The following is a 25,715-nucleotide window of genomic DNA, read 5'->3' on the forward strand; positions in this document are numbered from 1 at the left end:
CCTAGTTTCGTCGGCATGAGGATTCTTTCATCCGCCGCTCTCGCCGGGCTCGCCCTGGTCGGGGTCGTCTCGGCGCCCACCCGGTCGTCGGCCACGTCACCGCACGGGGATGACTCCGGCGGACGGGGCCGCGTGGTCTCCGCCAAGAAGATCGCCGGTCTCTCCCGGGAGCAGACGGCCTCGTACCTGGACACGATGAACTTCGGGTCGCCGGCGCCCAGGTACGGGATCGACGAGTACGCGATCGTCTACCGGACGATCACCCCCACGGGAGCGCCGACCACCGCCAGCGGCCTGCTCATCCTGCCGCGCAACAAGGACCGTACGCTGCGCACGGTCGCCTACGAACACGGCACCAACCCCACGCGGCTGGACGCGGCGACGACCTCCGCCGAGAGTTACGACCGGGCCGCGGCGGCGCTCATGGCCGCCGCCGGGTTCGGCACGGTGGCCCCCGACTACCTCGGGCTCGGCCTCGGGCCGGGGCACCACCCGTACATGGACCACGCCTCGGAGACGACCGCCTCGCTGGACATGCTCCGTGCGGCCGGTGAGGTCGCCGCCGACCACGGCCGCTCGCTCACCTCGAAGGTGCGGGTCACCGGCTTCTCCCAGGGCGGCGCGGCGGCGATGGCGCTGGGCCGCGTCCTGCAGGCGCGCGGGCGGCTCGTCGCACTCGCTCCGATCAGCGGCCCGTACGACGTCGAGCACGCCGAGATCCCGGTGGGTCTCCACGGCGATCGGCTGTCGCCCCAGGAGGTCACCTTCTACCTCGGCTACTGGACGACGTCGATGAACCGGCTGCACCACTTCTACGCCTCGCCGTCCGAGGTGTTCCGGAAGCCGTACGACGAGACCGTGGAGACTCTCTTCGACGGTGACCACAGCGGGGCGCAGATCTTCGCCGGACTGCCCGCGACGCCGCAGGAGCTGCTCCGGCCGGAGTTCATCGCGCGGCTCGACCACCCCGACGGCTCCCTCGCCCGCGCGCTGCGCGAGAACGACGACACCTGTTCCAGCTGGCGGCCCGGGGTGCCGATCCGTATCTTCGCCGCGCACGGCGACAAGGACGTGACGATCCTCAACGCGCGGCACTGCCAGGCGCAGCTGCGCGAGCACGGGGTCGACGCGCCGTTGACCGACGTCGGCGCGACCGACCACAACGGCTCCGCGTTCCGCTCCGTGCCGCAGGTCGTACGCTGGTTCGCCTCCCTGTAAGAACGGCGAAACCACGTAAGCTCAGGACGAGAACCATGCTCACCCGCGAGTGGCTGCCTTCATGGCCGGTGGACCTGAACCTGACGCTGGGGCCGCACCGGCGCGGTTCGGGCGACCCGGCGTACACGGTCGGTCCCGACGGCGCGGTGTGGCGCGCGTCGACGACGCCGGAGGGGCCCGGCACGCTGCGGGTCCTGCGGCGCGGCGACACGGTCGAGGGCCGGGCGTGGGGGCCGGGGGCGGAGTGGCTGCTCGACGGCCTGCCCGAGCTCCTCGGTGCCGCCGACGACCCGACGTCGTTCACGCCCGCGCACGAGATCCTGCGCACGGCCGCCGTCCGGTTCGGCCACTTCCGCGTCGGCCGGAGCCGCAACGTCTTCGAGGCACTCGTGCCGGCCGTGCTGGAGCAGAAGGTCGTCGGCAAGGAGGCCTGGCGCGCCTGGCGCTACCTGGTCCGGAGGTTCGGCGAGGTCGCGCCGGGTCCGCAGCCGCCGCACCTGCGGTGGCCGCTGCGGGTGCCGCCGCCGCCCCGGGTCTGGGCCACCATCCCGTCGTGGGAATGGCACCGGTCGGGGATCGAAGCGGTGCGGGCCCGTACGATCATCGGCGCCGCGCGGGTGGCGAGCCGGCTGGAGGTCGCCGACACGGCCGAGGCCGACCGGAGGCTGCGCTCACTGCCCGGCATCGGGGTCTGGACGTCGGCCGAGGTACGGCAGCGGGCCCTCGGCGACGCCGACGCGGTCTCCGTCGGCGACTACCACATCCCCGGCATCGTCGGCTGGGCCCTGACCGGGCAGAAGGTCGACGACGCCGGGATGCTCGAGCTGCTGAAGCCGTACGCCGGGCACCGCTACCGGGTCACCCGGATGCTGGAGCTGTCCGGCGGCGGCCCGCCCCGCCGCGGGCCGCGGATGTCCGTACGCGACTACCGCGCGTTCTGACGGCGCCAGGCCGGCCCGAAGTGGCTTGAGCGGCCGTCGCGGGTGTCGGCGCCGTAGAGCGGGCCGAGCACGGCGAGGGCGACGATGAAGGACAGGATGATCCAGGCCATGACGGTCTCCCGGAGTAAGGAGTGTTTGTCGTTTCGCTGCTTAAGTGTGCGCGGTGAAAACGTTCAGCACCAGCGAGCGTTTCTGTACGGAACCGGTAAGCGTCGCTGAAGCTTCGGCCGCAACGCCGGGGGCGACGGGAATACCGGGCACGGCCTCGGCGTATGTTCCGGACATGAGCGAACGGAGTGAGCGAATCGAGGGACCGGCGCGCCCGGTCCGTCCCCCGGCGAAGGAGGGCTCGTGACCGATCTCGCCGACGGGTCCCCGCCGCCGACCGCCGTCCGGCGGGCGCTCGCCCGCGCCCGCGACGGCAAGGCGCTCGACGTCACCGAGGCCGAAGTCCTGCTGGCCGCCCGGGGAGAACAACTCGACACGCTGCTCGAACACGCCTCCCGCGTGCGCGACGCGGGCCTGGAGGCGGCGGGCCGGCCCGGCGTCATCACCTACAGCCGCAAGGTGTTCATCCCGCTGACCCGCCTGTGCCGCGACCGGTGCGGCTACTGCACGTTCGCCACCGTCCCCGGCCGCCTCGACGCCCCGTACCTCAGTCCCGACGAGGTCCTGGAGATCGCTCGCCAGGGCGCCGCGCTGGGCTGTAAGGAGGCGCTGTTCACCCTCGGCGACCGGCCCGAGGACCGCTGGAAGCAGGCCGGCGAGTGGCTGCACGCGCACGGCTACGACGACACGCTCTCCTACGTGCGCGCGATGGCGATCCGGGTGCTGGAGGAGACCGGCCTGCTGCCGCACCTCAACCCCGGCGTCATGACCTGGCAGGACCTCCAGCGGCTCAAGCCCGTCGCGCCGTCGATGGGGATGATGCTGGAGACGACCTCGCGCCGGCTGTTCGAGGAGAAAGGCCAGGCGCACTTCGGCTCGCCCGACAAGGACCCGGCGGTACGCCTGCGCGTGCTGGAGGACGCGGGACGCTCCAGCGTCCCGTTCACCACGGGCGTCCTCATCGGCATCGGCGAGACGGTGCGCGACCGGGCCGAGTCGATCTTCGCGATCCGCAGGGTCGCGCGGGAGTACGGCGGGATCCAGGAGGTCATCGTCCAGAACTTCCGCGCCAAGCCGGACACCAAGATGCGGTCGATGCCCGACGCCGACCTCCAGGAACTCGCCGCCACGATCGCGGTCACCCGGCTGGTCCTCGGCCCCAAGATCCGGGTCCAGGCGCCGCCTAACCTCGTGGACGCCGAGTACGAGCTGATGCTGCGGGCCGGCATCGACGACTGGGGCGGCGTCTCACCGCTGACCCCGGACCACGTCAACCCCGAGCGCCCGTGGCCCCAGATCGACGACCTCGCCGCGCGCACCGCCGAGAGCGGCTTCACGCTGCGCGAACGCCTGACGATCTACCCCGAGTACGTCCTGCGCGGCGAACCCTGGCTCGACCCGCGCCTGGCCGCCCACGTCGCCGCCCTCGCCGAGCCGTCCGGCCTGGCCCGCGAGGACGTCATTCCCGAGGGCCTGCCCTGGCAGGAGCCCGACGGCGGCTGGGCCGACCAGGGCCGTACGGACCTGCACGTCGCCATCGACACCGCGGGCCGCAGCGCCGACCGGCGCGAGGACTTCGACGAGGTGTACGGCGACTGGGCCGAGGTGGGCGAGCGGATCCGGCCGGTCGAGCGGTTCGACGCGGACGTCGCGTCGGCGCTGCGCAGCGCGGAGCGGGACCCGGGCGGGCTGTCGGACGAGGAGGCCCTGGCGCTGCTCCAGGCCGACGGCGCGGAGCTGGACGCGCTGGCCCGGCTCGCCGACGACCTGCGGCGCGACGCGGTCGGCGACGACGTGACGTACGTCGTCACCCGCAACATCAACTTCACCAACGTCTGCTACACCGGCTGCCGCTTCTGCGCCTTCGCCCAGCGGCGCACCGACGCCGACGCGTACACACTCTCGCTGTCCCAGGTCGGCGACCGCGTCGACCAGGCGTGGGCGGCCGGGGCCACCGAGGTCTGCATGCAGGGCGGCATCCACCCCGACCTGCCCGGCACGGCCTACTTCGACCTGGCGCGCGAGGTGAAGAAGCGCGCGCCCGAGATCCACATGCACGCGTTCAGCCCGATGGAGGTCGTCAACGGGGCGTCCCGGACGAACCTGTCCATCCGCGACTGGCTGACCGAGGCCAGGGCCGCGGGCGTCGACTCGCTGCCCGGCACCGCCGCGGAGATCCTCGACGACGACGTGCGCTGGGTGCTCACCAAGGGCAAGCTGCCCGCCGCCGAGTGGGTCGAGGTGGTCACCACCGCGCACGAGCTGGGCATCCCGACGACCTCGACGATGATGTACGGGCACGTGGACACCCCCGCGCACTGGGTGGCGCACCTGAAGCTGCTGCGCTCGATCCAGGAGCGCACGGGCGGCTTCAGCGAGTTCGTGCTCCTGCCGTTCGTGCACCAGAACGCGCCGATCTACCTCGCCGGCCTGGCCCGTACCGGCCCGACCCGGCGGGAGAACCGCGCGGTGCACGCCCTCGCGCGCATCCTGCTGCACGGCGCGATCCCCAACATCCAGTGCTCCTGGGTCAAGCTCGACGACGAACTGTGCACCCAGGTGCTCCAGGGCGGCGTCAACGACCTGGGCGGCACCCTCATGGAGGAGACCATCAGCCGCATGGCGGGCTCGGAGAACGGCTCGTTCAAGACGATGTCGGCGCTGGAGGAGATCGCCGCCCGCGCCGGCCGCCCGGCCCGCCAGCGCATGACGATGTACGGCGAGGTCCCGGCCGAACGCGTCGCGGCGGCCCGCGCCACGGACGGGGTGGGGCACTTCCTGCCCATCGTGTCTTGACCCCGCCCCGCCGCGTCCTGGTCGCGGGGATCTCCGGCGCGGGCAAGACCACGCTCGCGCGGAGGCTGTCCGTCCGCTGGGGCCTGCCGCGCCACGAACTCGACGCGCTGCACCACGGCCCGGGGTGGACGCCGCGTCCGGGGTTCCTCCCGGACGTGCGCCGCCTCGCCGCGGAGGACCGCTGGGTCACCGAGGACCAGTACCACCGCGTCCTCGGCGACCTGCTGTGGGAGCGCGCCGACACGGTCATCTGGCTGGACCTGCCCCGGCGCACCGTGATGTGGCGTGTCGTACGCCGTTCGGTGGCCCGCGCGGTGACGCGCCGCGAGCTGTGGAACGGCAACCGCGAGAGCGCCCGCGACTGGCTGCGCCCGTCCCACCCGATCCGCTGGGCCTGGTCGCAGGCCGCCTCCCGCCGCGAGGCGACCGCCGCGCGGGCGGCGAGGTTCCCCGGCGTCACCGTCGTCCGCCTGCGCACCGCACGCCAGGCCCGTCACTGGCTACGGCAGGCCTGACCCGATCAGGCCGGGAACGGTTCGAGTCGGACCGCGGCCGCCGTTCGGTCGCCTGTGTGCCCGATCGACCCGGGCGGACCGTGCAGGACGAGGCTGTCCGGTTCGCGAAACGGGCAGTCCGCGGGCTTTCTCAAGCGCCGTAGCGGCGTTGTCGGGCGGCGAAGCTGCGGAGCGCCCGCAGAAAGTCGATCTCACGGAACGCAGGCCAGTTGGCCTCGCAGAAGTACAGCTCGGCGTAGGCGCTCTGCCAGAGCAGGAAGTTCGACATCCGCTGTTCGCCGCTGGTGCGGATGATGAGGTCCGGGTCGGGCCGGCCCACCGTGTAGAGGTGCCGGGCGATGTCGTCCACCGTCAGGGTCGACGCCACGTCGGCGAGGGATTCTCCGGCCTCGGCCCGGTCGTACAGGTGCTCACGCAGGGCGTCGATCACCTCCTGGCGGCCTCCGTACCCGACGGCGAGCGTGACGTGGGCGCCGGTCGCACAGCCGCGAGTGGCCTCCACGGCGTCCTTGAGGGCACGGGCCGTCGTATCGGGCAGCGCGTCGAGCACGCCGGCGACATGCACCCGCCAGCGGGCGTCCCGGCGGCCGAGCCGGTCCGCCACCAGCTGTTCGATGACCTGCATGAGGAAGGCGACCTCGGCGTCACCACGGTTCTGGAGGTTCTCCGTCGAGCACAGGAACACGGTGACGTGCTTGATCCCGACGGCCTCGCACCAGGACAGGACGTTCTCGGCGTGCTCGGCGCCGTACTTGTGCCCGAGGCTCGGGTTCTCCAGGCCCATCTGCCGGGCCCACCGGCGGTTGCCGTCCATGATCAGCCCGACGTGCTCGGGCAGCGAACCGGCCATGACCCGCCGACGCAGGCGGCGAGCGTAGAACGAGTAGAGCGGACCGATCATCTGGCACCTTCCGCTGTCGGGCGCCGTCATCGGCGCGCCTCGGAGTCGTGAGGAAACACGCGACCGGGCTCGGGGCGTTGTGGGCGTCGCTCAGTCGGCCGGCGACAGGTGACGAATGTCGTACAGGGTTCCGGCGAACGCCGGCACCAAGACGAGCAGTCCGGCACCCGACGCGGCGGACAGCAGGTCGAGATGCCCGTTCGTCGTGGAAGCGTGGAGCAGGATGGGACCAGGCGCGGTCACCGCGGCCGCCAGAACCCACAGGCCGAGTTTCAGACGGCCGGGGCGGGGCGGCACGACCACGGCCTGACCGAAGGCCGCGACGATCCGGCAACTTTGGATCGCCGCGAGCGCCAGTGCGGTCCACCAGCAGGCGAGCAGCACCGGTCGCAGCAGCGTCGGCGCGGCCGTGTACGCGCCGGTGTCAACGCAGACCACCACGCCCGCGCCGAGCGCGACCGGGACGGCGAATCGCGCGGCCGCGCAACGAACCACCGCGATCACGGCGTTGAGCGTCATGCGGGGTCGAGGTGCGACGAGGGCGAGCCCGAGGAGCATCAGGAGGCTGCACACGCTCATCGGCCAGGACCCGGCGGTCTTCACCGGCAGCGGGGCGTGCAACTCCATGACCGCATGCGTGATGAACCAGCAGACGGCAGAGACCGCGACCGCCATCGTCGCAGCCCGTCGGTAGCGTTGCGTGCAGGACTCAGCGGGCCAGACGACCGGGTGCAGCCACATGTCGGCGATCCCCGCCAGCACGTTGGGCCATGCCTTCCATCCGCCGGTCCCTATCTCGCCTTCCAGGGCCGGACCCCACCGGCTCCGAAAGGCGGCCGGGTAGAGCCTGACCAGCATCCGCGCGATGTTCACGCCGGATGCGCCCCGAGGTTGCGCAGGCCTGCGGCGGCGACCCGCTCCATGGCCCGCAGCTCCCGTTCCAGGACCTGACGGCCCTGAGGGGTCAGCTGGACCGGACGCTGGCGGCCGCTCTCGTCGAGCGACTCGATCAGCCCTTTGGTCTCCAGTCGGGTCAGGGCCCCGTACAGACTGCCGGGCCCCAGCCGCCGCCCGGTCAGCTCCTCGATCGCGGTGTTGATGGCGTAACCGTGCAGCGGCCCTTCCGCAAGTACGCACAGCACCAGCGTCTGAGCATCGTTCGCTTGCATCAGCACCTCCTCTCACCGCCCACCTTACTACGCGACAAGTACTACGCGCCGTGTACTATCTGCGGTCATGAACGACGGAAACCTTGCGGTCATGAACGACGGAAACCCCGTGGTCGTGACGGACGTAACGAAGAAGTTCGGATCCGCGAACGCCGTCCGCTCGGTCTCCTGGGCGCCCCGGCGCGGCGAGGTGACAGCGCTGGTCGGCCTCAACGGCGCCGGTAAATCGACCCTCATGCGGATCATGACCGGCCTGATCAAGCCGATGGGGGGTGCGGTGACGGTGCCGGCCGAGCAGGGGCGGCGCTCGCTGTCCGCGATGATCGAGGCTCCTGCGTTGTTCACCGGATTGACGGTGCGCCACAACCTGCGGATTCATCGCATCCTCACCGGCGCGCACCCGGACGACGTCCAATCCGTCGCAACGCTGACCCGGATTGATCAGGTCATGTCACGCCGTGTCCGTGCCCTGTCCCAGGGCTACCGGCAGCGAGTGGCCATCGCCGTGGCGCTGCTGGGATCACCCGCCGTCCTCCTGCTCGACGAGCCGACCAACGCCCTCGACCCGGAGGCCACCGCCCACCTGCGCGTGATGGTCCGGCGCATCGCCGACCGTGGAACCGCGGTGATCGTGTCGACGCACATGCTCCGGGAGCTCGAAGGGGTCGCCGACACCCTCACCGTCATGCACGAGGGGCAGGTCCTCTACGACGGCCCGTTCGCGTCGTTCGTGGGGCCGCCGAGCCTGCGCGTCCGGGCACAGGACGCCGAGGCGATGGCCCGGCTCACCGCACGCCTCCAGGACGAGGGGATCGCGGCCCGGCAGGCCACGGACGGCGTCCGAGTTCCGGCCGACGGCCGACACCCCGACCGCGCGGCCCAGCGCGTCTTCACCACCGCGGTCGACGCCGGCATCGAGCTGGTCGAGCTCGGCCACATCACACCGACCCTGGAAGAGGCGTTCCACGCCGCGATCTCCGGAGCCCGCTCATGAGGACCTACCGCGCCGAACTGCTCCGTTCCGCCAGTCGAGCCACCGGCTGCCTGCTGCTGCTCTGCCTCTGCCTGGCTGTTTTCAGCATGTCGAACGCCGGGCCACAGCACGAGCCGCCGCTGTGGGGATTCCGCCAGGCCGCCATCTTCATCGCGACCCTGCTCATGGGCCGGGCCGCGACCGTCACGGCCGGCGACTTCAGCACCGGGACGATCCGGCCGTGGATCATCTCTACCCGGTCGCGAGGTCCGGTGTTCCTGGGAAAGCTCGCCGCCTCGCTCACCATCGCGGTGGGCACCGCCGTGCTCATGGGACTGGGCGCCTACCTGGTCAGCGGGGTGTTCGGCCGCGTTCCCCCCGTCGGCGCCATGGCCACCGCGACGGCGCAGCTCGCCCTGGCCTGCGCGGCCCTCTCGGTCTTCGGGCATGCCACGGGGGTCATGACCCGGTCGGTGCCCGTCGCCCTGACCGTCACCCTCGGCTGGATCCTGCCCGCCGAAGCCGTCCTGCAGGGCCGCTCCGCGCGGCTCGACAGGTGGCTGCCGGGCTCCGTCCTGCACGACTTCACCCTCGGCCACGTCGCCCCGGGCGGTACGACGGCCGAAGCCGTGTTCCACGCCACCCTCCCGCTCGTCCTGCTCGACGCGGCCGCGCTGGTCTTCTTCCTGCGCCGCGATATCAACAGCTGAAGGAGCGACCTTCCTTTGACGAGTTCTGAGATGGTGCTCCTCACGGTTGGGCACCGGGCACGATCGGCCGCGGTGACGGCGTTGTGGGTCTCGGTCGCCGGGGCGGCGGCCTTCACGGTGTTCGCCTTCCTGACGACCCAGGTTCACGCCATTCGGGCGGGCAGCCCGTGGCAGGACGACCCGTACGACGGCGTCGTGTCCTTCACCCAGCTCATCGTCCCGGCGCTGGCCGTGCTGACCGTGACGCGCGCTCGGCTGCTACGCGGATGCGGCTGCCAGCCGGTGTTCCGGGTCGGGCAGCTGCTGCGGGCCGCGCTCGTGTGCACCCTGCTGGTCGCCGCCACCGTCGTCACCGACTGGCTCGCGGTCACCGTACGGGCCGACCATCGGCTCTGGAACCACGGCACACCCTGGCTCATAGCAGCGCTTGCCCCCCTCACCGCGGCGGTGGCGGCAGGACTACTGACGCAGTGGCGGGCGTTCCGCCGACTGCCGCCGCGCGACGCCCGCGGGCCGGAGGGCGACTGGCTGGACGACCTCCCAGCCCTGACCGAACTGGTGGCACGAGCCCTTCCCCGCACCGGACGTCGGCTCGCCGGCGTGCTGGGCCGTGACGAGGTGATCGGGTTCACCCGGCGGCATGTCCTGCCGCTCGCGGCGGCGATCGCCCTGGTCACCGAACTCCCGCTCAGCATCGGGGAGGCGCTCGGCGAGCATTGGACCGACCCACTCTTGTCGGTCACCGTGAACGCGATCGGCTCGGGAGGGTTCTTCGCCCTGATCATGATCTGCAACAAGGCGCTACGGATCGTCGTACCGCATGCGGACGATCGAACGCTGTCCGGGCGTCTGGGCAGAGCACGCCGCTCGGCCCGGATGGCCGCCGTCGCCGGAGCGCTCGCCCTGCCCACGTCCGCGGTGCTGCGCGGCAGCATCTGGCCGATGCTCGGCAGCGGGGGCCGGCTGCCCGTACCGGTCGCGTTCGCCACGATCACCTTCACCGGCACGGCCACCACCACACTGGTCGTCTTCGGCACCGTCCTCATTCTCAGCCGACCGACCAGGCCGCGCCGACGCCCGCGAAGGTGGCGCGGATGGGTGCGCCGTACGGTCAAATCGATCGCGGCGACCGCGACCGCGTTGGTGGTCGTGAGCGCCGGTTACGTCGCCGCCGTGGCGATACTGCACGCGCAGCCGGTCACGCTGCCCGCCCCGGCAGGTCCGCACCACGTCGGCCGCACGATGTTCGACTGGACCGACCACACCCGCGCCGACCCGCTCGCCCCCACCCCGGGGAACGCTCGGAACCTGTCCGTATGGGTGTGGTATCCCGCAGTGCCGGGCGCCCGTGGCCGCCGCGCGCCGTACGCCCCGGGCGCCTGGAACCAACTGCATCTGCCAAGCCTGCCGGGGCTGGGCGAGACCGACTTCGCCGCCGTCCGAACCCATGCTCTGGAGGACGTCCCACCGGCCGGTGGCCGCTTCCCGGTCGTCGTGCTGCTACCCGGCCTGGGGTTCGCCGCGCCGCAGTACGCCACGCTGGCCGAGAACCTGGCGAGCCACGGCTACCTCGTCGCCGGCGTCACCCCCACCTACAGCGCGAACCTGACCGTCCTGCACGCACACCCGGTACACGCGACGACCTCCGGCAACCCGGCGTTCGACGGCACCGACCTGCACACCGCCGCCGCCACCGAGGCCGGTGACCGTCTGACCGGGATCTGGGCCGCCGACGCGCGCTTCGCCGCCGCCCAAGTCGCACGGCTGGGCCTGACCGGCCGGTTCGCCGGGCGCGTCGACACGGCGCGTACCGCCTACGTCGGTCATTCCTTCGGCGGTGCGGCCGCACTGGAAGCATGCCGCACCGACCCGCACTGCGCGGGCGCTGCCGACCTCGACGGCACCCAGTTCGGACCGGTCGCACACACCGGCCTGAACAAGCCCATGATGATCATCGCCGCTCAGGACTCTTGCGTGACCGGCACCTGCCGGCCCGCCGATACCGCGGACCGCTCCGACGTCGCCACGGCCCACGCGATGCTCACCGCCGGCACCGGGCCCGCTTGGCGCTACCAGATCGAGGGAGCCCGGCACTTCAACTTCACCGACTACGGCGCCTACTACCTGGCCGCCCCCATCCGCCCCCTGCTCGCGCTGGGCACGATCGACGGCGACCTCGGGCTCCAGATCACCAACACCTACCTGAGCGCATTCGTCGACCACGCCCTGCGCGGCAGCCCCGAACCGCTCCTCACCGGACAGACCACGCCCTACCCGCAGATACGGATCCAGCCGACGATACGGTCGACGCCAGCGGTGCGGTGACGGACGCTCGACAACCGCCGACGCCGCGCGTCGAGAGCCTCATCGACTCCCGACCGCGATCGCGCCGTCAGCGCAGCTCGATGAAGGCGTCCGGGTCGCGGGGTGGGCGGTCGCGCGGGGGCGCGGCGGCGTGGCCGATGCCGACGGCGCCCATCGGGTCCCAGTTCGCCGGCAGGTCAAGGGTCTCGCGTACGACGTCGGCGCAGAACATCGTGCTCGACACCCAGCACGATCCCAGGCCCTCCACGGCGAGCGCCACGAGGAGGTTCTCCACCCCAGCGCCCATCGCGACCAGGAACATCTCGCGCTCCGCACGGGAGCGGCGCGCGTCCGGGTAGGGGTGCGCCCCGTCCGCCACCAGGCACGGCACCACCAGGTACGGCGCGCGCCGGAGCACCTCGCCCCGCCGCAGGCGGCGCGCGATGGACTCCTCGGAGAACCCGTCGCCGCGCAGGTCCGCCTCCCAGGCGTCGCGCATGGCGTCGAGCAGCCGGTCCTTGGCCTCCTCCACCAGCACGAACCGCCACGGCGTCGTGTGGTGCGGGGCGGGCGCGGTGATCGCGGCGGACACCGCGCGGCGTACGGCGGCGCGGTCGACCGGCTCGTCGGTGAACTCGCGGATCGTCCGGCGGGCGCCCACGACGTCCGCGGAGCCGTACCGGAACATGTCCTCGTCGGCCGGGCGGACCAGCACCCGCGCGCCCGGCCCGTCCTCCTCGGTGACCAGGTGGGGCAGGCCGCGTACGACCGCCACCGGGACGCCGGCCAGCTTGCCCTTGACCAGCTCCGCCGCCGAGGCGACCTCGTCGGCCACCGAGGTCGCCGTGGCCGTGAGCAGGTTGCCGTACGCGTCGGTGCGCCCGCGCAGGTCGTCCATCGGCCGTACGCCCGCGGCGCCGATCGCGGCGTCGGTCAGGCCCATCCGCCACGGACGCCCGAGCGTGTCGGAGACGATCACGCCGGCGCGTACGCCGGTCAGCTCGCGCAGCCGGGCGCGGATCCGGCGGGCCGACGCGTCGGAGTCGACCGGGAGCAGGAGCACGGTGCCGGGCTCGGTGTTGGAGGCGTCCACGCCCGCGGCGGCCAGCACGAGGCCATGGCGCGTCTGCACGATCCGGGTGTCGCCGCGGCGCGCGACGACGCGCACGGTCTCGGCGTCGATCGCCTTCTCCCGGTCGTCCGCGACGAGGACCCGCCCCTCCGCCTTGCTCACGATCTTGGAGGTGACGACCACGATGTCGCCGTCCCGGAGGTCCGTGCCGGCGATCAGCGCCGCGATGTCATCGCCCTCGTGGACCTCGGGCAGACCGGGCACACCGAAGACCTCGAATGTTTGAGTCATGAGTCCTGCTTCGTCGGAGGGCGTGACCACTGAGGCGTGTTGTCGATTCCCTCGCTTCGCTCGGTCATGCCCGCAGCTCCTCGGCGAGGTCGAGTGCCGCGCGGGCGATGTCCGCGGTGGCCTCCAGGTCGGTCATGAGGAGTGGCCGGGCCCGCACGGCGATGCCGTCGAGGTCACCGGCGGTGCCGTCATCGGCCGTGTCGACCAGCCAGCCGTCGAGCAGGTCCGGGCCGTAGTGCGCGGCCACCGCGCGGGCCGAGGTCTCCACGCCGATCGCGGTCAGGCACGCGTCCGCCATGCCGCGCACCGGGGCGCCGCCGATGATCGGCGAGACCCCGACCACCGTCTTGGCCGCGACCGCGGCGCGGATGCCCGGCACGGCGAGGATGGTGCCGATGCTGACCACGGGGTTGGACGGGGGCAGGACCACCAGGTCGGCGGCCTCGATCGCCTCCAGCACGCCCGGGGCGGGCTTGGCGTCGTCGGCGCCGACCGCGGCGATGCTCCGCGCCGGAGTCCCGGCGTGCAGGCGCACCCACCACTCCTGGAAGTGGACCGCGCGCTTTCCCCCGTCGTCCTCGATGACGACGTGCGTCTCCACGCGGTCGTCGGTCATCGGGAGCAGCCGGACGCCGGGCCGCCAGCGGTCGCACAGCGCCTCGGTCACCGCCGACAGCGGATATCCGGCGTCGAGCATCTGGGTGCGCACGATGTGCGTGGCGAAGTCGCGGTCGCCGAGGGTGAACCACGCGGGCCCCACCTCGTACGCGGCCAGCTCCTCCCGGAGGGTGAACGTCTCGTCCGCGCGCCCCCAGCCCTGCTCCTCATTGATGCCGCCGCCGAGGGTGTACATCACGGTGTCGAGATCGGGGCAGATCCGCAGCCCGAAGAGAGATATGTCGTCGCCTGTATTGCCGATGACGGTGATGTCCGCTTCGGGAGCGGTGTGCCGGAGTCCGCGCAGGAAACGGGCTCCCCCGATCCCGCCCGCGAGTGCCACGATGCGCATGTGGACAAGTCTGGCATCACTGGGCCGGACCAAATGCGACGGGCCATCCGCTTGTGCGAAGCTGACACAAACCGATTACTCACTGGAGCTGGTTCGTGAACAAAGACGTACAGCGGCTGCGAGAGCCCGGGGCATGGGTTCTGCTCGGAGCGGTCGCGCTTCAGATCCTGTCCGGCCTGATCGGGCTGCTGTTCGGCCGGGGCAGATTGCCCTTCACGATGGAAGCCTTCCAGTACGTCACCGGTGACCTGTTCTTCACTGAGGCGGCCGTCACCGGGTTGGTCGTGGTCGCCGTGCTGCTCGTGACGAGGATCGGCGGGCCGCCGACCCGGCAGGCCCGCAACGTGGCCCTCGCCGCGCTCATCGTGCTCGGCGTCGTCGCTCTGTTGACCATCATCTGCATGCTCGCCGGCCTCGGCGCGGGCGGTGACGAGTCGGGCATCCTGTTCGACAGCGCGGCGACGCAGAAGGTCACCATGTTCCTGTACGGGCTCTCGAAGCTCGCGGTGCTCGCCGTCGGCGGCTTCTACGCCCTGCACACCTACCAGACCTCCGCCCCGCCGGCGCCGTACGGCCCGCAGTACCCGCAGCAGGGCTGGGGTCAGCCGGGCGCGCAGCCGCCGTACGGCCAGCCGGCCTACGGCCAGCAGCAGCCGCCGGCCTACGGTCAGCCGCCGCAGCAGCCGCAGCAGCCGCAGCAGCAGTACGGCCAGCCGGGCTACGTGCCCGCGCCCTACGGCACGGGTCCGTATGGGCAACCGGGCCAGCCGGGCCAGCCGGGTCAGCCCGCCCAGCCGGGCCAGCCGGGCCAGTACGGTCAGCCGCAGCCCGGTCAGCCGGGCCAGCCGGGTCAGCCGCAGCCCGGGCATCCGCCGGTGCCGCCCATGCCGCCGCAGGCGCCGCAGTCGGGTCCGCCCTCCGCTCCGCAGCCCGCCGTCCCGACCGGCCCGCAGCAGTCGGCCCCACCGCCGTCGCAGGGCGAGGAGCTCGAGGGCGAGTGGACCCGCGCCTTCGGCGGCGGTGAGGTCTCCAAGGCCGCCGAGCAGGAAGAGGACGACAAGCCCGAGAACCCGCCGTCGGACCGGTCGCCGGCCGCGGACCCGTACCGGCCTCCCGAGTAACCGGTCGTCCGGAAAGCCCCCCAAAAAAGACGGCCCTGCGGCACGGAGCGAACGCTCTCCCGGATCGGTCCGAGCTCCGTACCGCACGGTTCCTGATCGTGTCTCCGCAGGTCAACGCGGTTTTTTTAGCTTCGCTAGACCTACGGTGCCGCATTCGGCTTGACGTGTGTGGTCAGACACGCGTGTAATTTCATCGGTGTAGTTCTGCCTTCCCGGGGGAGAGGGAAGGCGTGACCAGGGGGGCTCCACGGGGCTAGGAGGTGCGCTATGGGCAGTGAGGTGCTCATCCCGCTGGCGCACGGCACAGACGGTGAAGAGTTGGGCTGGCAGGAGCGCGCCCTGTGTGCGCAGACGGATCCGGAAGCATTTTTTCCGGAAAAGGGTGGCTCCACTCGCGAGGCCAAGAAAGTGTGCCGCGCTTGCGATGTACGGGCTGAGTGTCTGGAATATGCGCTCGGCCATGACGAACGTTTTGGTATTTGGGGTGGTCTGTCCGAGCGCGAGCGCCGCAAGCTCAAGCGCGCCGCGGGCTGACACCCGCCTGCGGACCGCGCCGGCGGGCTTCGGCCGGCTGAGCGGACCAGACATATTCCACGGGCGCCTTCGCTATCGTGGTCAGCCGTGCCGGGCAGCTGAGCCCGGTCCGGCTGACCCCTCGGATGAGAACAGTGGCGCCCCAACTCGACCGCCATATCGTCACCGCCGTACTCGTCACGCATGACGGTGCGCGCTGGCTGCCGGAAACGCTCAAGGCACTGTTGACGCAGAGCCATCCGGTCGACCGGCTCGTCGCGGCGGACACCGGCAGTACCGACGCCGGGCCGGCCATGCTCACCGAGGTCGTCGGTGAGGGAAACCTCATCACGCTTCCGGCCCGCACCCGGTACGCCGACGCGGTCACCGCCGCTCTCGCCCATCCGGCCTCGACCGTCGAGGTCCCGGAGGGTGCGCCCGGAGTCGACCGTGTCGAGTGGGTCTGGCTCATCCACGACGACTCCGCGCCCGCGCCCGACGCGCTCGAACGCCTGCTGACCACCGCCGAGGCGCATCCGCCCGCGACCGTCCTCGGTCCGAAGCTGCGCGACTGGGACGACCGGCGGGTGCTGCTCGAGGCGGGCGTCGCCATCGACCGGACGGGACGCCGCGAGACCGGGCTCGACCCGCGCGAGTTCGACCAGGGGCAGCACGACACCATCCGCGAGGTCATGGGGGTCAGCACCGCCGGCATGCTGGTGCGCCGCGACGTATGGGACGAACTGGGTGGCCTCGACCCGGCCTTCGGCCTCTTCCGCGACGACGTCGACTTCGGCTGGCGCGTCTACGCCGCGGGGCACCGGGTCCTGATCGCGCCGGACGCGGTCGCCTTCCACGCCGAGGCCGCCGCGCGCGGCGCGCGCCGGGTGGCGTTCCCGGCCGACGACCGGCGCAGCGCGCTGCTCGTGCTGCTGGCGAACCTGCCGCTGTCCGCCCTCGCGCTCTCGCTGCCGATCATCGTCGTCACCTCGTTCCTGCGGGCGGCCTTCTTCGCCGCGGCCAAACGGCCCGGCGCGGCGGGCCGTGAACTCACCGCGCTGCGCGGCGCGCTGTTCCGCGCTCCCCGGCTGCGCCGGGCGCGGCGGCCGGGACTCACCGCGAGCGGCGTCAACCGCTTCCAGCCGCGCTGGCCGACGCTGCGGCGGCTGCCGGACGTGTTCGTCGGCCGCGGCGCGACCCTGCCGTCGCCCGAACCTGGCGCCCTGTACCGCTGGCTCCGCCGTCCCGGCGTCGTGATGACACTCGCGCTGACCCTCGTCGCCCTGGTGGCCGAGCGGCACATCATCGCCACCGGCGGCCGCCTCGGCGGCGGCGCGCTCGTGCCCGCGTGGGGCGGGGCGGGCGACCTGTGGGCCGAGTACCTCACCGGCTGGCATCCGGTCGGCCTCGGCTCCGGCACCGGAGCGCCGCCGTACGCCGGGGTGCTCGCTGCGCTCGCGACGCTGCTGCTCGGCAAGCCGTGGCTCGCGGTCCTCGTGATCCTGGTCGCGGGCGTGCCGCTGGCCGGGCTCACCGCCTACACGGCCGCCCGCCGGCTGCGCGGCCTCGCCGTCCCGGTCGCCGTCTGGGCCGGCGTCACGTACGCGCTGCTGCCCGTCGCGACCGGCGCGGTGGCGACGGGACGGCTCGGCACGATCGTGGTGATCGTCCTGCTGCCGCTCATCGGGGTGTTCGCGACCGGCACGCTCACGACGCCGTCGCGGCACGCGCCCTGGGCGGCCGGTCTGCTGCTGGCGGTCGCGATGGCGTTCGCGCCGCTGACCTGGGCGCTCGCCGTCCTCGTCGGCCTGCCCGCGCGTTACGCGCTGGCCGGCCACCGCCCGTACGCCGGCCGCCGCCTCGCCGTCGCGCTCGGGGTTCCGCCGCTCCTGCTGCTGCCCTGGACGCTGCACCTGCTCGCGCATCCGTCGGGGTTCCTGCGGGAGGCCGGTCCCCGGGCGGCCGTCGCACGCCCGCAGGCCGGCGCGCTCGTCATGCTCAGCCCCGGCGGACCGGGCGCGCCCGTCTTCTGGGTCACCGCCGGGCTCGCGGCGACCGGGCTGGCGGCGCTCCTGCTGCGGCGCCGGCGTACGGCCGTGCTGGCCGGCTGGCTGCTCACGATCATCGGAATGCTGGTGGCGATCCTCGTCCTGACCCGGCCGGAATGGCCGGGCGTGGCACTGACGTTCGCCGCGGCCGGCGTCGTGCTGGCCGCCGCGAGCATGCTGCGCGTCGCGGCGACGAAGCTGCGGGCGCCGGGGCTGATCCCGCGCGCGGGCGCGGCCGTCGTGCTGGCGGCCGCCGCGTCGACGCCGTTGCTGGCCGCCGCCCTGTGGGTCGTCCACGGCGCCCACGGGGCGCTCGCCCGCGCGAACCCCGAGGAGTTCCCGCTGGTCGTCGAGTCGCACGTGACCCGGCCGCGCTTCCTCATCCTTTCCTCGCGCACCGACGGCGCGGTCGGAGCGACCGTGATCCGCGAGCGGTCGCCGATCCCCGGTGAGGAGACCGCCGAGCCCCCGGCGCCGGCGCGGTGGCGCCTGCGCGCGGCCGTCGCCGGCCTCACCTCCGGCACCGGCGGCGCATCGGCGCTGAGCCGTCTCGGCGTCGGCTATGTCCTCGTGCCCGATCCCGGCCACGACCCGCTCACCGGCGCCCTCGACGCCGTGCCCGACCTCCAGCGGCTGGGCCGCACCTCGGGGTTCGGGCTCTGGCAACCGGTCACACCCTCCGGGCGGCTGATGCTCGTCGACGGCCGTACGGTCACGCCGCTGGCGGCCGGGTCCATCGACGCGAAGGTCCGGATCCCGCCGGGACCGGCGGGGCGCACGCTCCTGCTCGCCGAGCCCGCGAGCGCGGGCTGGCACGCCGCCATCGGCGGCCACGCGGCGCGGTCGCGGACCCTGGACGGCTGGGCGCAGGCCTATGACGTTCCCGCCTCGGGCGGCACTTTCACGTTGCGCCGCGGCATGCTGCTGCGCCACCTGTGGGTGGCCGTGCAGGGCGTGGCGCTCCTGCTGGTCGTCGTGCTGGCGCTGCCGTCCGCCGCGTGGGTCGAACGCCCGCGCGGCCGGCGCCGCCGCGGCGGCCACGCCCGTACGACCAAGGCCAAGGACGAGCCGCGGGTCCAGGCGATGAGCGGGGTGGAGTCATGAGGGCGGCACTGGCGTCGGCGTACGCCGTGGTGCGCCGGGTGCTCGGGCCCCCGGCGCGCCTGGCGTACCGGCTCGCCCGCGCGGTGGCGCGGGCGGCGGGCGCGTACGCCGTGCGGCTCTCGTCGGCCGACACCCGGCCGGGCTGGATGAACCGGCTGCCGGCGAACCGGTTCGCGCTCGCCGCCCTCGTCGTACTGGCCGTCGCCGCGCTGTACGGCGTCGCCTCGTTCGCCCGGCCGGCCGCCTCGGCGCCCCGGCACGGCACCACGGTCCCGGTCACCTCGGCGTACGCCGCCTGCCCCGACACGCACGGCGCCCGGGTGAGCGCGGTCACGCCGCCCGGCGCCCGTGGGTCCGGCCAGGCGTCGGTCGCGGGCGCGCCGGTCCTGCTCACCACGCCGGGCACCGCGTGGTCGACCGACGTCAAGAAGGGCGCCGGTCCGTGGGTCTTCGGAGCGTACGGCTCCCTCGCGCCCGGCCTGACCGTGGAGCAGACCACCTCCGACGGCGGGCTCGCCGGCACCCGGTGCGACCGGCCGGCCACCGACCTGTGGTTCGCCGGGCCCGGACCCGCCGACGCCGATGACGTGAGCCTCTACCTCACGAACGTCGACGATCGCCCCGTGACCGCCCTGGTCGCCGCGCTGAGCCCGGAGGGCTCGATCGAGACGCCCGAGGGCCAGAACCAGGTCCTGGTCGGTCCGCACTCCACGCGACTGGTCCAGGTCGGCGTGCAGGTCGAGGGGTTCGGCCAGACCGCGGCGGACGCGAAGCTCATCGCACTGCACGTCCATGCCATGACGGGCCGGATCTCGGCGGCGGTGCGGGTCGACCGCAAGAAGGGCGCCGACTGGCTGCCCGCGACCGCCCCGAGCCGCCGCGTCGTGGTGCCGGGCGTGCCCTCGGGCGGGGGCCGCCGGCGGCTGCTGATCGCGGTGCCCGGTCAGGACGAGGCGCGGGTCACCGTGCAGGGCATGGCGCCCGACGGGGCGTTCGCGCCGGTGGGCGAGCGGTCACTGGACGCCACCGCGCTGGCGGTGACGCCGTTCGACCTGGGCTTCGGCGGCAAGTCCACCGCGCTGCGGCTGGTCGCGAACCGGCCGATCGTCGCGGCGCTCGTCGCGGAGAAGGGCGACGACTTCGGCGTCACCGCGGCCGTACCGCCCCTCGGCACGGCGGACGCCGGACTCGTGGCCGACAACCGGGACACGACGACGCTGCTGCTCAGCGCCCCGCCCGAGCACGCCGCCGCGGTACGCCTGACGCAGCTCGCGGCGCAGGGCCCGGCGGCCTCGGCGAAGGACGTCGCGGTGCCCGCCGGCCACACCGTGGAGGTGTCGCTGCCCCCGCCCGCGGGCGGTGACGACTACGGCCTCACCATCGCGCCGCGTCCGGGCTCCGGACCGGTGTACGCCGCGCGTCTGCTCGAGGTGAAGAAGAAGGGCTTCACCCTGCTGCCGATAGCCCCGGCGCGGATCACCGCCGCACTGCCTCCGGTGGTCGACTCGACCGTTCCCTGAATCGTTCGGTGCCAGAGTCCTAAGGGAGACAAAGCGGCGGCAGGCTTGTCCGGCAGGCCTATTCGGTAGGGCTCATTCGGTGAGGTGACCGTGTCCGACCGTCCGCTTCGTTTCGGTGTGCTGGGCCCTCTCGTCGTCCGTGCCGATGGCGGGAACGCGCGGATGGGCGGCCCGAAACAACGCCTCCTCCTGGCCGCCCTGCTGCTGGCCGAAGGACGGCCGGTCTCCGCCGACAAGCTCGTCGACACATTGTGGCCACAGCGTCCGCCGCGTTCGGCGGTGGCGAATCTCCACACCTATGTGTCCAGTCTGCGTTCGTGCCTGCCGCCCGTTCCGGACGGTCACCGCGTACGGCGGCACGCCGACGGCTATTCGATTTCCCTGCTGCCGGGGGAGCTCGACCTTCAGGTGTTCGAAGAACTGCTCGACGAGTCCGCGCACCGGAAGGCCGCCGGTCGCCCCGACGACGCGGAGAGCCGGATCGCGGAGGCGCTGGCGTTGTGGCGCGGCGAGCCGCTGGAGGACCTGCCGCCGAGCCCGCTGTGGCAGGCGGAGACCGCACGCCTGGTCGAGCGCCGGCTCGAAGCGGTCGAGGAGCGGTGCGCGCTCCGGCTCGCGGCGGGCCGGCACGCGGAGAACGTCGCCGAGCTGCGGAGCCTGCTGGTCCGCCACCCTCTCCGCGAGGGACTGTGGCAGCAGCTGATGCTGGCGCTGCACGCCGGCGGCCGCCAGGCGGAGGCGCTGGGCGCGTACTCCGAGGCGCGTGAGCACCTGGTCGACGAGCTGGGCACCGAGCCCGGCCCGCGCCTGCGCCTGCTGCACGAGGCGATTCTGCGGGGCGCGGGTCCGGCGGCCGAGGACACCGGGGTGTTCCCGCTCTGCCAGCTTCCCGGCGACACGCCGGACTTCACCGGACGCGAGGCCGAGGCGCGCGAGCTCGCCGGGATCCTCCAGGACGCGTCGCCGGCGGCTCCGCCACCCGTGGTCGTGGTGACCGGCGCCCCCGGTGTCGGCAAGTCCGCGTTCGCGCTCCACGTCTGCCACGCCCTTCGCGGGTCGTTCCCGGAAGGGCAGCTCTACTTCGACCTGTCCGGCACGGGCGGCCAGCCACGTGACCCCGGAGACGTGCTCGTCGAGGTGCTGCGCACACTGGGGTTCACCGGTGCGGCGGTGCCGCGCACCCTGAGCGAGCGCGCCGCGCTCTTCCGCTCCCGCCTCGCCGACCGGCGGGTGCTCGTGCTGGTGGACGGCGCGACCGACGCCGCTCAGGTACGGCCGCTGCTGCCCGCGACCCCGGGAAGCGCCACCGTGGTCACCAGCAGATGGCAGCTCGCCGACCTGTCCGGGGCGCACCACATCGAGCTGGACGTCTTCCGGCCCGGCGCGGCGGTCGAGCTGCTGGCCCGCGTCGCGGGTCGCGAACGCGTCCGGCGCGAGCCCGACCAGGCCGCCGCCATCATCCGCGACTGCGGGTGCCTCCCGCTCGCCATCCGCATCGCCGGGGCGCGGCTGAGCGGACGGCAGGGCTGGTCGCTGCGGGTGCTCGGGGAGCGGCTGGCCGACGAGTCGCGCAGGCTCAGCGAACTGCAGGTCGGCGACCTGGGCGTCCGCGCGACGTTCGACCTGAGCGTACGGCTGCTCGACCCGGAGGCGGCGCGGACGTTCCGGCTGCTGGGCCTGCTCGGCACGCCCGAGTTGCCCGGCTGGGTGGCCGGCGCGCTGCTCGACCGTGCCGACGGCGACGACGTGCTCGAAGAACTCGTCGACGCGAGCCTGGCCCATCACGCGGGTCCAGGCCCCGACGGCCTGCCGCGCTACCGGCTGCACGGCCTGCTGCGGCAGTACGCGCACGAGGAGGCGCTGGCCGCGCCCGACGCGGACCAGGACGCGGCGATCGGCCGGCTCCTCGCCACCTGGCTCGACCTGGCGGAGCAGGCGGCGGCGCGGCTGCCGGCGAGCCTCCTGACGCCGCTGTCCGGCGACGCGCCGCGCCGGCCCCTCGACCCGTCCGTGGCCGAGCGGCTGACCGCCGACCCGATGGCCTGGTTCGACACCGAACGGCGCGGGCTGCTGGACGCCGTCGCGGTCGCCGCGGAGTACGGCCGTGCGGCGCACGCGTGGGAGCTCGCCATCGCGTTGGTGCCCTACTTCGACCAGCGCAGCCTGTACGAGGACTGGCGGACCGCCCACCGGCACGCGCTGCGCGCGGTACGCGCGGCCGGCGACCGCCGCGGCGAGGCGGTGCTGCTGCGCACGCTCGGGCAGGTGTACGTCTACCAGGACGAGTACGACGAGGCTCTCGCCGCCATCGAACGCTCCCGTACGCTGTGCCGCGCGCTGGACGACGCCAGGGGCGAGGCGCTCGCGGACGTCGGCCTGGCCACCCTGCACCGGATCCTCGGCCGCGCCGACGAGGCGCTGGACCGTTACCGCGCCGCGCTCCCGGTCCTGGCGACCGGCGACGACCGCCACATCCAGGCGCAGCTCCGCGGCTCCATCGCGGCCATCCTCATCTCGCGGGATCGCCTGGACGAGGCGGAAGAGTGGCTCGCGACGGCCCTGGCGCGGGCGAGGGAGTCGGCCGACCCCCACCGCGAGGCGCGCGTGCTGAGCCAGGTCGCCGAGCTGTACCTGCGGCGCGGCGACGCCGCCGGCGCGCGGGCCCGGCTGGAGGAGGCGCTGGCGGTCTTCGAGGAACTGGGCGACGACCGGTGCGCCGCGTACGCGCTGCTGGACCTCGCGCGGTGCCACCTCGGCGCCGACAACGCGGCCGCCGACGCGACGCTGGACCGGGCGCTGGAGAGCTTTCGCCGGTCCGGCAACCGCCGGGGCCACGCCGCCGCGCTGCTGATGCTCGGCGAGGTCCGCATGGCCGAGGGCGACGCGACGACCGCGGGCATGTACCTGCGCGAGGCCGCCGGGATGTGGCGCGAGCTGGGCGACGGCGTGCAGGAGGCCGCCGCGCGCGAGCACCTGGCCGGCCTGGGCCCGTCCGGGCGCTGAGCCGGCGTCGCCCCGGCGGCCGGGCCGCCGGGGCAGCGCGCTCTCAGTTGCTGTTGCCGGGCTTCCAGCCCAGGTAGTGGCTGTAGTAGTGGACGCTCGTCGCGTGGCCGATCTTGCCCTTGACGCTGGTGGCCCAGAATCCGCCCGTGCCGTCGGCGATGCCGACGTGACCGGCCGAGCTGATGTTCCAGAAGACGAAGGCGCCCTTCGGGGGAGTGCCCGTGGTGTGGCGGGCCCCGTCGGAGGACCGCCAGTGGTCGATGGCCGTCGGGTGGTGGGTGGCGCGGGCCCAGGAGAGCCGCGCCGCCTTCTCGCAGTAGCCCTCGTACGCGGTGCTGCCCTTGCGGCTGGAGTACCACTGGATCGCCTGGGCGGCCGTTCTCTTCGCCGCCACGGCCTGGCTCCGCAGCGCGGCCTGGACGACGGCCGGCGCCGTCGGCGCGGCGGAGGCGGGCGCCGACACCGCCACCGTGCCGCCGAGCGCAGCGGCGAGCGTCATCGCGGCCAGCCCGGTCTTCGTCACCCGTGCGTTCGTGATCCTCATGCTGATCCTTCCTGAGGCGGGGGATTCGCGAGCAGTCTCCGGACCGTCGCTACAAAGCGCCTACAAGTCGGATGTGGCGGGTTCTTACTTCGTGACGGGTTCCGTGGCATAGCGGCCCATCACGTCGGCGACCGCGTCATCGGTCATGGGACGGCCCGCGGCGACCATGGCGCGCAGGTCGCGGAAGTACTGGACGTACAGGTCGGGCGTGAAGGTGTTCAACACGACGGCCGGCTCGTCACCGGGGTTGGCGAACGTGTGCGGCGCGCCGGGCGGCACCATCACCAGCGTGCGCGGGCCCGCGTCGTGGCTCTCCTCGCCGACGGTGAAGCGCACGGTGCCCGCCACCACGTAGAAGCCCTCGTCGTGCCGGGCGTGCCGGTGCTGCGGAGGTCCCTCGGTGTGCGGCGCGATGGTGATCTCGCCCAGGCCCAGCCGATGTCCCGTCGTGCTCCCGTCCTCCAGGATCCGCATGCGAATCGGCCCGGTGAGCGTCGCCTCGCCCTCGTCCGGGCCGACCACGGAGACCTCCGCGGCGGTGAACTCCCGGATCGCGGCCAGCAGCAACCCCGGGGTCTCGATCTGCGGGACGTGCCCGGTGCCGGCCAGCAGCCGGAACCGCGCGCCCGGCATCGCCGCGGCGTACGCGCGCCCGTAGTCGGGGTCGGCGATCCGGTCGGCCTCGCCCCACAGGACCAGAGCCGGCGCGGTGACGCCGGAGAGGCGTTCGCGCAGGCCCGGGTCGACCATCGAGCCGCCGTACACGGCGAGCGCGGCCCGGTTGCCGGCCATGGTCTCGCGCTGCGCCGGGGTCATGGCCTCGGGGTCGATTCGGAAGGACGCCGGGTCGTGGTAACTGAGCCGGGCGACGTCGTCCAGGCTCAGCGAGAAGAAGTCGACGACGGGGTGGCCCGGCACCTCGATGCCGACCGCGTCGACGAGGACGACCGCGCCGATGCGCGGGGAGCCCAGCAGCGCCATCTCGGCGGCGATCCAGCCGCCGATGGAGTTGCCGACGACGACCACGTCGGTCAGGCCGAGTGTCTCCAGGAAGGCGCTGTAGACGTCGGCGAGCCCGCGAACGCTCGTCAGGGTCTCCGGCCGTGGGGTGCCGTCGAATCCGGGGTGGACCGGGGCGATGACCCGGGCGGGCTGCTCGCCGGCGAGCAGGTCGGCGAACCCGGCGACCGAGGCGGGGCCGGCGCCGCCGTGCAGCAGCAGGTACGGGCGGCCCTGACCGCGGTCGGTCGCGGTGAGCCGTACGGGGCCGACGCCGTCGGCGGTGAGGTCGTACGTAGCGGTGATCATGTCGCTCCTCGGAAGTCGTCTTGTCGAGGAGGCTATATAAGGAAACTTAGATAAGCAACCTTAGATAAGGAGCCTTGGGTAAGCTTCCTGTGTATGACCCGTACCGCGCAGGAAGTGGCCCTGCTCGTCAAGCGGCTGCAGCACCGGCACCACCGGGAGCTGACGGCGGCTCTGGCCCCTCTCGGCATCTCCCTGGTGCAATGGGACACCTTGCGCCACCTCGACCGTCGCCCCGAGGCCTCGCTTCACGACCTGGCGCGGCTGACCTTCCAGACCGACCAGTCGTTCGGCTCGCTCGCCGCCCGCATGGCCGACCGCGGCCTCATCGAACGCGTGCCCGGCCCGGGCCGGGCCGTACGGCACCGGCTCACCGAACGCGGGGAGGAGCTGCGCCGGGCGGGCGCGGAGATCCATGAGAAGGTGATCGCCGAGTCCTTCGCCCCGCTGGCACCGGACGAGCTGGACCGCCTCGGTGATCTCCTCGGCGGCGTCCTGGCCGCCCGGGAGGACGCCTAGGGGCGCAGTAGGGCAGCGGGGCTTTGAGACG

At 73.2% G+C, this 25,715-nt stretch carries 21 protein-coding genes; 13 read left to right on the top strand and 8 right to left on the bottom strand.

The features are described 5' to 3' along the window. Positions 1–15: 15 nt before the first annotated feature. The gene (locus tag QSK37_RS25750; protein WP_285625728.1) at positions 16–1,218 is read left to right on the top strand and encodes an alpha/beta hydrolase family protein; all 1,203 of its coding nucleotides are present in this window, start codon (positions 16–18) and stop codon (positions 1,216–1,218) included. A 35-nt stretch (positions 1,219–1,253) separates the two neighbouring features. Further along, on the top strand, positions 1,254–2,159 hold the full coding sequence (locus QSK37_RS25755) for a DNA-3-methyladenine glycosylase family protein (protein ID WP_285625729.1): 906 nt from the start codon (positions 1,254–1,256) through the stop codon (positions 2,157–2,159). Here QSK37_RS25755 and QSK37_RS25760 read toward each other — a convergent pair. Next, on the bottom strand, positions 2,144–2,269 hold the full coding sequence (locus tag QSK37_RS25760; RefSeq protein ID WP_285625732.1) for a hypothetical protein: 126 nt from the start codon (positions 2,267–2,269) through the stop codon (positions 2,144–2,146). The genes QSK37_RS25755 and QSK37_RS25760 overlap by 16 nt on opposite strands. A gap of 241 nt (positions 2,270–2,510) precedes the next feature. Between QSK37_RS25760 and QSK37_RS25765 the strand changes: the two genes are divergently transcribed. Further along, positions 2,511–5,063 (top strand): bifunctional FO biosynthesis protein CofGH, encoded by a 2,553-nt coding sequence (locus tag QSK37_RS25765; RefSeq protein WP_285625735.1) that lies wholly within the window; start codon positions 2,511–2,513, stop codon positions 5,061–5,063. Next, positions 5,060–5,578, top strand: a complete 519-nt coding sequence (locus QSK37_RS25770) for a P-loop NTPase family protein (protein ID WP_285625738.1) — start codon at positions 5,060–5,062, stop codon at positions 5,576–5,578. Before QSK37_RS25765 ends, QSK37_RS25770 begins: the two co-directional genes overlap by 4 nt. Before the next feature lie 130 nt (positions 5,579–5,708). On the opposite strand, the gene uppS is transcribed toward QSK37_RS25770, so the two are convergent. From uppS to QSK37_RS25785, 3 genes are all read right to left on the bottom strand, one after another. Then, entirely contained in the window at positions 5,709–6,479 is a 771-nt protein-coding gene (gene uppS, locus QSK37_RS25775) for a polyprenyl diphosphate synthase (RefSeq protein WP_285625743.1), read from the bottom strand. A gap of 90 nt (positions 6,480–6,569) precedes the next feature. Continuing rightward, a complete protein-coding gene (locus QSK37_RS25780; protein ID WP_285625746.1) occupies positions 6,570–7,337 on the bottom strand; it encodes a hypothetical protein in 768 nt (255 codons plus the stop codon). Positions 7,338–7,348: 11 nt separating this feature from the next. Continuing rightward, positions 7,349–7,648: a PadR family transcriptional regulator gene (locus QSK37_RS25785; RefSeq protein WP_285625749.1), complete on the bottom strand. Its 300-nt coding sequence runs from the start codon at positions 7,646–7,648 to the stop codon at positions 7,349–7,351. 67 nt (positions 7,649–7,715) lie between these two features. Between QSK37_RS25785 and QSK37_RS25790 the strand changes: the two genes are divergently transcribed. From QSK37_RS25790 to QSK37_RS25800, 3 genes are read left to right on the top strand one after another with little or no spacing between them, the layout of a single operon-like run. Continuing rightward, positions 7,716–8,642, top strand: a complete 927-nt coding sequence (locus tag QSK37_RS25790; protein WP_285625751.1) for an ABC transporter ATP-binding protein — start codon at positions 7,716–7,718, stop codon at positions 8,640–8,642. After that, complete coding sequence (locus QSK37_RS25795; protein ID WP_285625754.1) at positions 8,639–9,331, top strand: hypothetical protein; 693 nt, start codon at positions 8,639–8,641, stop codon at positions 9,329–9,331. Before QSK37_RS25790 ends, QSK37_RS25795 begins: the two co-directional genes overlap by 4 nt. A 15-nt stretch (positions 9,332–9,346) precedes the next feature. Continuing rightward, positions 9,347–11,656, top strand: coding sequence for an alpha/beta hydrolase family protein (locus QSK37_RS25800; RefSeq protein ID WP_285625757.1), 2,310 nt, complete (start codon positions 9,347–9,349; stop codon positions 11,654–11,656). Between the two features lie 67 nt (positions 11,657–11,723). Here QSK37_RS25800 and QSK37_RS25805 read toward each other — a convergent pair whose 3' ends face one another. Further along, positions 11,724–12,998: a coenzyme F420-0:L-glutamate ligase gene (locus QSK37_RS25805; RefSeq protein WP_285625759.1), complete on the bottom strand. Its 1,275-nt coding sequence runs from the start codon at positions 12,996–12,998 to the stop codon at positions 11,724–11,726. A gap of 64 nt (positions 12,999–13,062) precedes the next feature. Then, positions 13,063–14,007: a 2-phospho-L-lactate transferase gene (cofD, locus tag QSK37_RS25810; RefSeq protein ID WP_285625761.1), complete on the bottom strand. Its 945-nt coding sequence runs from the start codon at positions 14,005–14,007 to the stop codon at positions 13,063–13,065. Positions 14,008–14,102: 95 nt separating this feature from the next. Here cofD and QSK37_RS25815 point away from each other — a divergent pair, with 95 nt between their 5' ends. From QSK37_RS25815 to QSK37_RS25835, 5 genes are all read left to right on the top strand, one after another. After that, a complete protein-coding gene (locus tag QSK37_RS25815; protein WP_285625766.1) occupies positions 14,103–15,128 on the top strand; it encodes a hypothetical protein in 1,026 nt (341 codons plus the stop codon). A 267-nt stretch (positions 15,129–15,395) separates the two neighbouring features. Then, positions 15,396–15,662, top strand: coding sequence for a WhiB family transcriptional regulator (locus QSK37_RS25820; protein WP_285579166.1), 267 nt, complete (start codon positions 15,396–15,398; stop codon positions 15,660–15,662). Between the two features lie 125 nt (positions 15,663–15,787). Next, a complete protein-coding gene (locus QSK37_RS25825; protein WP_285625769.1) occupies positions 15,788–18,793 on the top strand; it encodes a glycosyltransferase family 2 protein in 3,006 nt (1,001 codons plus the stop codon). Further along, positions 18,790–20,313 (top strand): DUF5719 family protein, encoded by a 1,524-nt coding sequence (locus QSK37_RS25830; RefSeq protein WP_285625772.1) that lies wholly within the window; start codon positions 18,790–18,792, stop codon positions 20,311–20,313. Before QSK37_RS25825 ends, QSK37_RS25830 begins: the two co-directional genes overlap by 4 nt. Before the next feature lie 90 nt (positions 20,314–20,403). After that, positions 20,404–23,316, top strand: a complete 2,913-nt coding sequence (locus QSK37_RS25835; protein ID WP_285625775.1) for an AfsR/SARP family transcriptional regulator — start codon at positions 20,404–20,406, stop codon at positions 23,314–23,316. Between the two features lie 43 nt (positions 23,317–23,359). Here QSK37_RS25835 and QSK37_RS25840 read toward each other — a convergent pair whose 3' ends face one another. Both QSK37_RS25840 and QSK37_RS25845 read right to left on the bottom strand, forming a co-directional pair. Further along, positions 23,360–23,860, bottom strand: coding sequence for a hypothetical protein (locus QSK37_RS25840; protein WP_285625778.1), 501 nt, complete (start codon positions 23,858–23,860; stop codon positions 23,360–23,362). A gap of 84 nt (positions 23,861–23,944) precedes the next feature. Beyond that, positions 23,945–25,168: an alpha/beta fold hydrolase gene (locus QSK37_RS25845; protein ID WP_285625780.1), complete on the bottom strand. Its 1,224-nt coding sequence runs from the start codon at positions 25,166–25,168 to the stop codon at positions 23,945–23,947. 93 nt (positions 25,169–25,261) lie between these two features. On the opposite strand from QSK37_RS25845, the gene QSK37_RS25850 reads away from it, so the two are divergent. Next, a complete protein-coding gene (locus QSK37_RS25850; RefSeq protein ID WP_285625783.1) occupies positions 25,262–25,684 on the top strand; it encodes a MarR family winged helix-turn-helix transcriptional regulator in 423 nt (140 codons plus the stop codon). The last annotated feature ends 31 nt before the right edge of the window (positions 25,685–25,715 follow it).

Origin of the sequence: Actinoallomurus iriomotensis (genome assembly GCF_030269445.1) — a bacterium.
GTDB lineage: Bacteria > Actinomycetota > Actinomycetes > Streptosporangiales > Streptosporangiaceae > Actinoallomurus > Actinoallomurus iriomotensis.